The following is a 9464-nucleotide window of genomic DNA, read 5'->3' as shown; positions in this document are numbered from 1 at the left end:
GCCGACCAGCTGCAGTGGCAGTAAGCGACGCAGCTTAAACTCGCTGAAAAACTGTCTTGACCGATGGGTCCACTTTACAGATTGGTTACAAGACAGCGGGTGACTGGGCGAACCGCCAAGCGATCCCAGTGGCTCTTGGAGATGACCACAAGGCTGGTCTGACGTACCACTCATTCCGCCATTCCTTGGCTTCGCTGATGCAAGTCAAGGGCGTTTCGACAGTGCACGCTCAGGCTCTTATGGGACACGCCTCGGGGACTATTACGTTTGACACATATGGTTCTGGGGTGCCCGTCGAGGTCATTGCTGAGATGTTAAGTGGTTTGCTTGGCGGACGCTTTGGTGCTCGCTGAGGTTTTCGAGTGTCACTCCTACGTGCAATTCATTCAATTCATAAGGGCCTGACCCTGCTTCATGAGCTTGGGCTGCTTCCTGAGTCACTTGAGTTACGGCTGTTCTTGTTGTCATCCGCTGTACCGAAAAGTGCCTTCGCGGTCAAACGCAAACGTTGCGTGACGTCAACAGTACTAAAGCCACCAATCACAGCTATACCTAACCACCAGAACGAGTCGCTGCCTTGTTGGATTTCAGTGGAGGTTAACAGCTTCGACTTCAGCAATATTACGAGTAGGAACCCGAGTATCGCTCCAACGATTGGACGCGTAGCGTAGAGGGGCCACCAATGCATCAGGTCGAGTTTATCGGTGTAGCAGGCGTGCCCAACGAAGTCGACAAGCGATCTCAGGATGGCGCCGAGAATTCCGCCCATAAACCCAAGAAGCAGCAGTAATTGAATCTGGCCGATCTGCGCAGCGCCTGCTTGGTACGCAAGGTTGTCGATTGCTGCTTGGTACGAACGAATGGTCGTATTGATCGCTGAAGGAGTAATGGATGGCGCAGAGCCCGTGTCACTGGATTCCGAATTAAACTCGAGCAGGTCCCTTAGCAGCAGTTGCTGCTGTGCATCCACCGGTCCACGGTGATTTAGCGTGTGACGTTCTGGATCATAGTGGAAGTTGACAGGGCTATCCTTGAGGTGTGCACCGTTCGGCATTTCCCATGATGTCGAGCTCTCTACGAAGGTGACCTCGTTATAATTCTGGATAGTAAAGTACGCCCAGATGATCATGCCGAGCGCGAGCACAAAATGGGTCCCAACGAGAAAAATCTTCTGCTTTTGAGTAGCCAATTGCGGGGGGCGATTACCTGGTTGAGAAGTTGCTGCAGTCTTCTCGGGCGCCTGGGGTAGGTCCTGCTTTGTATCGGTCATGTTGTGCTCCTTGCGGTCGGGTCAGCAGTTCGCGGCTAATCGCCGCAAGGCCGGTATGATGCCCGGTACGATATGGACCAACGGATCGCGCGGACGCCCGGTTGGTAGTGGTAAGTGCGCATAGCGGCCAAGCCTTAGCGCCCGTAGGAGAGTGTACCAAGCGACGAGATTTTCCTCGTCTTCCGATAGAGTCCGTGGCCAAGCCTGCTGTAACTGTGAGAAGAACGGTTCAGTTCCGTGGACAGCAGCAGCGTAACCCAGTGTCGCAAGTGGGTCTCCGCTCAAACAGCCCTCGAAGTCAATTAGGCCGGCAACACGGCCGTCTTCCCTGACGAGTATGTTGCCGAAATTTATGTCGCCCCACACGAGTCGCTGCGTCGTGCTCGCTTGAGCCGGTGCCCCGGCGCAAATGACACGTTCGATCTCGCTCGTGAGAGAAGGCTCAAGCAGCATATGGTCCTTAATTGACGCCAGACCGGTACACATAGCGTCTTCAACGAAAGTGTCCCACGAGGTGTTTCGTGCTGCCATGCTCGTGACGATCTCCCCTGCCCCCTCGATTGTCAGATCCTGTAGCCGGTAGAGATGCGAAGCGAGATCTTCTGCCGCTACGCGACGACGCGCGTTGTCGAAACTTGGCAGCCTGTCAGCCAGTGTCTCGCCACTGATACGGCGATAGACCACGTAGCTAAGTGGAGCAGACGGTCCTGAGCGCGAGTCACTAATCGGCTTTGGCACCGACATGCCAGCACGATAACAGCGCAGCAATAGGTCGGGTTCCTGAAGCACTATGCCCGACCGGCTCGCGGGGTAAAAACGTACGATTACATCGTCATCGTTCTCGGTGCGCACGCGACATTTGAAGGTCATCATGCCCTGATGCAGGAACTCGACGGCGAATACACGTGTACTCAACAATTCTTCGACGATACGTGCCGCAGCTTTGTTTAGTACGTAAGGCATCGAATTGTCCATTGCTTCAATCATGCATTGTCTCCAGCGCGCTCAAGTCAGGCTGGAAAAAAAGTGATGCAAAGTCGTCAAGCTGCGCTTTGTAATCGCGGCGAGCCCAAAGCCATTCCCGTGTCAGCGGCTCGAGTGCAAGTTTGAGCGAACTTGTGTAGTGAATAATACGGAACCAGAGCACAACATTACGGTTTAGGGTTGCGGATGGTGCGTAGGGCCCTTCAGGGTAATCGAAACGCACCATTTTCATCACGTGTCGAGCTGCATCACGAGCGCCATTCTGTGGGTCGAAAGCTTCGCCGGTTCGCAAGTCGAAGGCGACAGCATTGGCTGTGAAGTCAAACTGGCCGAGGACGTCAACGATGTCTTCGCAAGCCCAGAGGCCGGGGGAAAAATCTGCGACAGGAATTAGATCAGCGTACGTCTTTTCATGACTCGCGGGATACCAGCGTGGTGAGCCGTAAGGAGTAGCTTGCAGGCGACCGTTAAGCCCGAGATAGTCGATCGCATCCTTGACGTGTGTACCCTGCAGGAAGAAGTCGAAGTCCTTGGGGACTGCAGAGATTCCCATTAGTGCGTTACGGACTACTCCTCCTGCCACGTATACCTGCAGGTCCTCAAAGGCTCGCATTGCCTCCACCAGAATGGGGTAGCCGCACCAAAGTTCGAGGCTGCGTTTGATGTCGGCATAAGCGTTAGCGAGAATCATGGTTTTACGTGTCTTCAGCGGAATAGTAGAGCTCAAGTATACAGAGCTAAGGGTTTGTGGCAGGACAGGTGCGTAGACATCCGATGAAGATCTGCGCGAGTGCAGAGATTTAATGATTATTTCTGGACTGTTCTCTGAAACTGAATGTCTTCATGGTTCATCTGACCATTCGCAAGACTGGCAAGTGCAACGCTGAGAAATCCAGCAACCCGATTGCCCAGAGTCTGATCGACCAGCGCCCAGAAGTGATACCTGAGGAGCTCAGAGCTGATTTCGCTGAGATGCCTTAGCGGTCCATGCCAAAGCGTTCCCACGTGAGTTCTGTTCGACTCGCTGGGGCCTGGTCTGGCCTGGCCTTGCTATGCGAGCGTAGGAGCGCGATAGAAACTGTCCGGATGCCTGGAAAACCCGTGTCTACCGGGTCGAAGTTCGTTGTCTAAAAACCCTCACTGTTGCCACCACACAACATGAGGACCTCCCAATGACTGGCATCCCCGCCAACCTGCCACACCGCCATGTCGACCACGAGACCGGGCACATACTTCACGTTGATCCGATCACCGGCGAAATCATCGCTCGCAAGTACATGATCCGGCGCAAGGGTACAGAAGCACAGTATCAGGTATGGGCTGCCCAGCGTCGTGCTGATGCGAACCTGACCACCGACCACGCCACCGCTCAAGCATCCTTGTCGAAGATCGTCCCAGTTGTCGATCCAATTACCAAGAAAAGCCGTGGCCGACCAAAGACCATCTTGAAGAACCCTGCCGCTGCCTTCATGCCGTTTCTTGTTGGACCCTTTGTTGAGCAGCTGACTTGTACTGGCGACAACCAAGATGAAGAAGACGATGACCCTACAGCTACACAGGCTTGGGTGGACGACATCATTCACGGTTCAATCTTGACCAGTGCCAAAACCAGCAACGGGAAGATCAACGTGAAAGCCCGAGCGGTGATCCATGCGCTTTTCCTCTCGGAGATCTCAGCGGAAGCCTGCCAGACCTGCGAGTACACGTTGCGCACTGCCCAGCGCATTGCCAAGGCTGCCCGACATGCTGCCCATGGGATCTCATCGTATGTCGAGAGACACCCGAAGTTGAAATCGGAACTGGTATCCAGTATCGAGGCGGAGGCTCTACTTTAGGCCACTCGGACTTAACGACGGATAATAGAGAAAAACTCTCAGACCACCTTCCAGCTCATCGATACCGGATCGACCAGACCCAGAGGGAGAGGGGTAATTATAAATACAACCCCCCTCCTCGAAAAGTCATCTTAACGATCGTCTCCAAGGAGAACTCATGACCTCTCTCGTCACCTTCCCAGCTCGCTGAAGCCGACCTCATCACCCTGTCATGGGTCTTCCCAGCACCTTCACAACCTCAACCGATTGAGCTTCGCCGTGTCTTACCATTCGAGATGCATCCTTTCGAACTTACGAATCTGGAGTCTTTACCTTCGACAAAAATCGCCGTGCTCCATTAGGTCGTCTTGAAGTACTCCGCAAATACTGTCGAACGGGTATCCAATTTAGTCGCCGATGGAGCCTTTGTTGGCAACTGAGCCAATCAGAGTCAGGGGTTAAGGTGTCGCTTAAATACCCTCACTATTGCCACAGCAACCCTCGACTTCACCATCTCGCCCGTCGCAAGGCAAACCATCCAGCTTGTTGTGATGGTGCCTCTCACGCCACACGGGCTCCCTTATCTGGGGGCGGATGACCGGCTATGGGAGCGACCTGTAGAACGCTACAAAAAGGAGAAAAATAATGCTCATGACCAACACCACTGCAACCACCTTCGAGAGCATCTCAAAGGCTGGAGCGATTAGCCCGACGACTCTCAACGGCATGCCTGGTATGTCGTCATTGGAGATCGCAGAAATCACCGGTAAGCGCCACGACCATGTTCTACGGGACATCCGAAAGATGCTCACAGAACTGGAAACTGACGCCCCAGATTTGGGGAGTGAGATCAAATATGCCGAGACCACTTACCAGACAAACCGAGGTCGGTTCGAGCCTCTCACGGTCCTCGACAAAGAACTGACCTTTACGCTGCTCTCCCGATACTCCTTCAAGCTCTCCAACATGATCGTCAAACGCTGGCTTGAACTGGAAGGCTCAGGCTTTGAACGTGTGTCTATTCAAGACTCTGTGGTCCATCTTGGAGAGCGCGAGAAGGACATCCGCAGTGCTGCTCTCGTGGGTATCAATAGAGGCCGCACCAAGAGATTTCTTAATCTCGCTGAAAAGGAACAACTGAAGTGGATGCGTGAGGCTAAGCGGTACGCGGACGCTAACCCAATGCGCTAAGCGTATGGTGTCCGTGATGGTTGATCTTGTTGCGCTATAGGCGCTGTGCCAACGTCTGGTAATCAGGTAGCCTCCTCAATCAACAATTCCCAAGGAAGGAACAGCCAAACTATGGCAGTCCAGAATGATCTTTTGCATACCATTACTGAAATCCTTCAATCACCTTGGTTTACGATCGTTTTGCTGCCTTTAGGCTACGGCATGGGCCGTTTAATACAGCACGCTATTACACGCAAAATGGAAGGGAAGCCTGAAAGTGAGAAGCTGGATCAATACCATAAATTGGTAGATCTCCACGAAAAGCTTAAAAAGGCCGGGGCGTCTATGGCTGATCTTGATGCTCTCCGCGCGCATGCTTTCGGTGAGGTAGCCGATAACGCAATTACCGTAGCGCAAACTTATACAACTTTTGCCCAACGATTGGTCTCTGACTACGAAGCTGCACGGGATAATGACGTAGGCTTACTTGATGGGGCGGATGGCGAGCTTACTCAGGCAGAAATGAATTTGCTATCCGGTAGAAAGGCAGCCCAGGCAGACGACGAGCTTGCTACGGTAATTGCAACAAAGATTAGGGGAATGGATCAACAGACAAGCCAAGCACTGCTTCAGTCGCAAGCCGCTTGGGACTCTTTCCGCCAAAAGGAAGCTTTAAGAGAGTCGCTACGATGGGAAGGAGGTTCTATAAGTCCCCTTATGGCTAACTCAAGGTATGAGGCGCTTACTCGGGAGCGGATAGCCATGCTCTCTTCCGAGGAGGAGGGGGGCGATGGGCAAACTGATATTGTCGTCGTCTCTCCTAAAACGCCGCGTAACCTCTTTGATATCGTTGAGTTATCAGTACCTTTCGAAAAAGTCCGAGAGTGGTTGGGCACTCCCAGCTATCAGCATGGCCGCAGTTGCCAGTATCGGTACGAAGAAACGCAGGTCGAGATTTCATTTGATGACAATAATGCGGTCAAGGAGATGGTCATAGCGCTTATACATGGGCAAGTTTATGAGGGGGCATCACCAGCCTACGCAGTGGATGTTCCTCTCGGCGCATTGACCTTACATGATGTGCTGGCTATTGATGATAACTTGGTCGTCGAGCACTTCTTTAGTGCGAGAACAGAAGAGGTTTCGGTGCGAGGAAGAATGGGCCCGCCTGGGGCGTGGACACCGTTTCGTTTTGGAGCGCTTAAAGTTTTCAGCGGAGCTGGACAACTTCAGGACACCGATTTCGAGTGGGATTACGAGTCGCAAAAACTGCTCACTGACCCGAAAAAGGTGCTCATCAATTGGATGGCCTTCGGTTCTGAGGAGTTTACGGGGTTCAGCTGGTTCATTAGGTAGCCTGCTGCTTTGAGGTTTTGACAGAAAAATCTGAACGACCACCTCATTGTTTAATAACGTGCAGCTTTCCCCCGGTACGCCCTCGCGTAGGTGACCATTCTGATGCCCATATGGGGTCCTTATCGTGCGTGTGTATGCCACTGTAAGAACCCTTTCGACTGTCACAAACTCTGTACCAACCCCTGTCACAAACCGTTGCCAAACGCCTGCTGGCCTCGTTACGATGTGTCTTCCTTTCTTCCTCCGACGTTCAGTCGTTAAACCGCAGTTCCCGGCTTTCGCCCAGCAACAACGGGCCATTGAGCTCAGTGACCGAACGGATGTAATCCCACAACAGGTTGATCCGCTTGAGCTTGCGCAGGTCCTCCCGGCAGTACATCCAGAACTGCCGGGTAATCTCTATTTCCTGCGGCAGGATCGGTACCAGGCGCGGATCCTGTGCGGCCAGGAAACACGGCAAGATAGCCAGCCCGCGGCCCTGTTGAGCGGCCACGTACTGAGCGATCACGCTGGTGCTGCGCAGGTTGGCGCTGGCTGCGGGCAACAGGTTGGCCAGGTACAGCAGCTCGGAACTGAAGGCCAGGTCATCGACGTAGCTGATAAACGAATGATCGGCCAGATCACTGACCCGTTGAATCGGTGCATGGTTGTCCAGGTATTCCTGGGTGGCATACAGGCGCAGTCGGTAATCGCACAGTTTGCAGCACACATACGGTCCGTGTTCCGGGCGTTCCAGGGCAATGACAATATCGGCCTCGCGTTTGGACAGGCTGATGAAGTGTGGCAGCGGCAGGATGTCCACTGAAATGGCCGGGTAGTGGTCGAGGAAGTGGCTCAACTGCGGGGTCACGAAAAAGCTGCCGAAGCCTTCGGTGCAGCCCATGCGTACATGCCCGGAGAGGGCGACGCCGGAGCCTGAGACCTGCTCGCAGGCCATGTGCAGGGTACTCTCAATGGACTCGGCATAGCTGAGCAGGCGCTGGCCTTCTGCGGTGAGCACGAAACCACTGGTACGTGATTTCTCGAACAGTAATGTGCCCAGCGCCACCTCCAATGAGGCGATTCGCCGCGACACGGTGGTGTAGTCCACGCCCAGCCGCTTGGCTGCGCTGCTGGCCTTGCGGGTACGGGCCACTTCGAGGAAGAACTTCAGGTCATCCCAGTTCAATGAACCGAGGGAGGTGATGTTTTTTTGCATGTTGGACCGGATTTTATGTGCGTTCTTATTAGAAGTTTGCACATCTATACTCCAAATCAGCCCCTTGACCAAGTGCCCGTCGCGCTTGACGCGCCGAAGGCGATCTCTCCCTAACAACAAATTCAGGAGAAGCCCCATGAACGCATCCCTTACGCCCAACCAGACCAAGGTCGACCAGGTTCGCCTGCTGATCGACGGCCAGTGGGTCGAGTCGAAAACCACAGAATGGCGTGACGTGGTAAACCCTGCCACCCAGCAGGTGCTGGCACGGGTACCCTTTGCCACTGCCGATGAAGTCGATGCGGCCATTGCGGCGGCTCAACGTGCGTTCAAGACCTGGCGTGATACGCCGATTGGTGCGCGGATGCGCATCATGCTCAAGCTGCAGGCACTGATTCGCGAGCATTCCAAGCGCATCGCGCTGACCCTCAGTGCTGAGCAGGGCAAGACCATCGCTGATGCTGAAGGCGATATCTTCCGCGGCCTGGAAGTGGTCGAGCACGCATGCTCCATCGGCACCTTGCAGATGGGCGAGTTTGCCGAGAACGTTGCCGGTGGTGTTGATACCTACACCCTGCGCCAGCCGATCGGTGTCTGTGCCGGCATTACCCCGTTCAACTTCCCGGCGATGATCCCGCTGTGGATGTTCCCGATGGCCATCGTGTGCGGTAATACCTTTGTCCTCAAGCCGTCCGAGCAGGACCCGCTGTCGACCATGATGCTGGTGGAGCTGGCCATCGAAGCCGGTGTGCCGGCTGGCGTACTGAACGTTGTGCATGGCGGCAAGCAGGTGGTTGATGCCCTGTGTACTCATCAGGACATCAAGGCCATTTCGTTCGTCGGTTCGACCGAGGTCGGTACCCACGTCTACAACCTGGCGGGCCAACACGGCAAACGCGTGCAGTCGATGATGGGCGCTAAGAACCATGCCGTCGTGCTGCCGGATGCCAACCGTACGCAAACCCTCAATGCACTGGTGGGTGCCGGTTTTGGTGCGGCCGGTCAGCGCTGCATGGCCACCTCGGTTGCCGTGCTGGTGGGCAAGGCGCGTGAATGGCTACCCGAACTCAAAGAGCTGGCGTCCAAGCTCAAGGTCAATGCCGGCAGTGAGCCGGGCACTGATGTCGGCCCGCTGATTTCCAAGCGTGCCAAGGAGCGCGTACTGGGCTTGATCGAGAGCGGTATCCGCGAGGGCGCGAAGTTGGAACTGGACGGTCGCGACGTCAAGGTTCCTGGCTACGAGGAGGGCAACTTCATTGGCCCGACCCTGTTCTCCGGCGTGACCACCGACATGCAGATCTACACCCAGGAAATCTTTGGCCCGGTGCTGGTGGTGCTGGAGGTCGACACCCTTGATGAGGCCATCGCCCTGGTCAACCGCAACCCCTTTGGCAACGGCACTGGCCTGTTTACCCAAAGTGGCGCAGCGGCACGCAAGTTCCAGAGTGAAATCGATGTTGGTCAGGTTGGTATCAACATCCCAATCCCGGTCCCGGTTCCGTTCTTCAGCTTCACCGGTTCGCGCGGTTCCAAGCTCGGTGACCTGGGCCCTTACGGCAAGCAAGTGGTGCAGTTCTACACTCAGACCAAGACCGTCACTGCCCGTTGGTTCGATGACGACAGCGTCAACGACGGTGTGAACACCACCATCAGCCTGCGCTAAGGAGATCGT

General features: G+C 54.8%; 8 protein-coding genes. 4 read left to right on the top strand and 4 right to left on the bottom strand.

Annotated elements, in window-relative coordinates; translation table 11 throughout:
* Positions 1-412 precede the first annotated feature (412 nt).
* From EKA13_RS10450 to EKA13_RS10440, 3 genes are read right to left on the bottom strand one after another with little or no spacing between them, the layout of a single operon-like run.
* Positions 413-1270, bottom strand: a complete 858-nt coding sequence (locus EKA13_RS10450; RefSeq protein ID WP_065759313.1) for a hypothetical protein — start codon at positions 1268-1270, stop codon at positions 413-415.
* Between the two features lie 21 nt (positions 1271-1291).
* Entirely contained in the window at positions 1292-2257 is a 966-nt protein-coding gene (locus EKA13_RS10445; protein WP_065759312.1) for a phosphotransferase family protein, read from the bottom strand.
* Positions 2250-2945 carry a Gabija anti-defense Gad2 family protein gene (locus EKA13_RS10440; RefSeq protein WP_065759311.1) on the bottom strand — a complete coding sequence of 232 codons (696 nt, stop codon included), beginning with the start codon at positions 2943-2945 and terminating at the stop codon, positions 2250-2252. Before EKA13_RS10440 ends, EKA13_RS10445 begins: the two co-directional genes overlap by 8 nt.
* Positions 2946-3426: 481 nt before the next feature.
* On the opposite strand from EKA13_RS10440, the gene EKA13_RS10435 reads away from it, so the two are divergent.
* The 3 genes from EKA13_RS10435 to EKA13_RS10425 all read left to right on the top strand — a co-directional run bounded on the left by EKA13_RS10435 (position 3427) and on the right by EKA13_RS10425 (position 6594).
* Entirely contained in the window at positions 3427-4089 is a 663-nt protein-coding gene (locus EKA13_RS10435; RefSeq protein ID WP_065759310.1) for a hypothetical protein, read from the top strand.
* Positions 4090-4713: 624 nt separating this feature from the next.
* Complete coding sequence (locus EKA13_RS10430) at positions 4714-5259, top strand: Rha family transcriptional regulator (protein ID WP_083199783.1); 546 nt, start codon at positions 4714-4716, stop codon at positions 5257-5259.
* Positions 5260-5370: 111 nt separating this feature from the next.
* Positions 5371-6594 carry a lysozyme inhibitor LprI family protein gene (locus EKA13_RS10425; protein WP_065759309.1) on the top strand — a complete coding sequence of 408 codons (1224 nt, stop codon included), beginning with the start codon at positions 5371-5373 and terminating at the stop codon, positions 6592-6594.
* Positions 6595-6844: 250 nt separating this feature from the next.
* On the opposite strand, the gene EKA13_RS10420 is transcribed toward EKA13_RS10425, so the two are convergent.
* Positions 6845-7792: a LysR family transcriptional regulator gene (locus EKA13_RS10420; protein WP_065759308.1), complete on the bottom strand. Its 948-nt coding sequence runs from the start codon at positions 7790-7792 to the stop codon at positions 6845-6847.
* A gap of 136 nt (positions 7793-7928) precedes the next feature.
* Here EKA13_RS10420 and EKA13_RS10415 point away from each other — a divergent pair, with 136 nt between their 5' ends.
* On the top strand, positions 7929-9455 hold the full coding sequence (locus EKA13_RS10415) for a CoA-acylating methylmalonate-semialdehyde dehydrogenase (protein WP_065759307.1): 1527 nt from the start codon (positions 7929-7931) through the stop codon (positions 9453-9455).
* Positions 9456-9464: the final 9 nt, after the last annotated feature.

The sequence above is a fragment of the Pseudomonas defluvii genome (genome assembly GCF_001695625.1).
GTDB lineage: Bacteria > Pseudomonadota > Gammaproteobacteria > Pseudomonadales > Pseudomonadaceae > Aquipseudomonas > Aquipseudomonas defluvii.
Note: the sequence above shows the minus strand (reverse complement) of the source record. Positions and strands in the feature narration are given on the sequence as shown.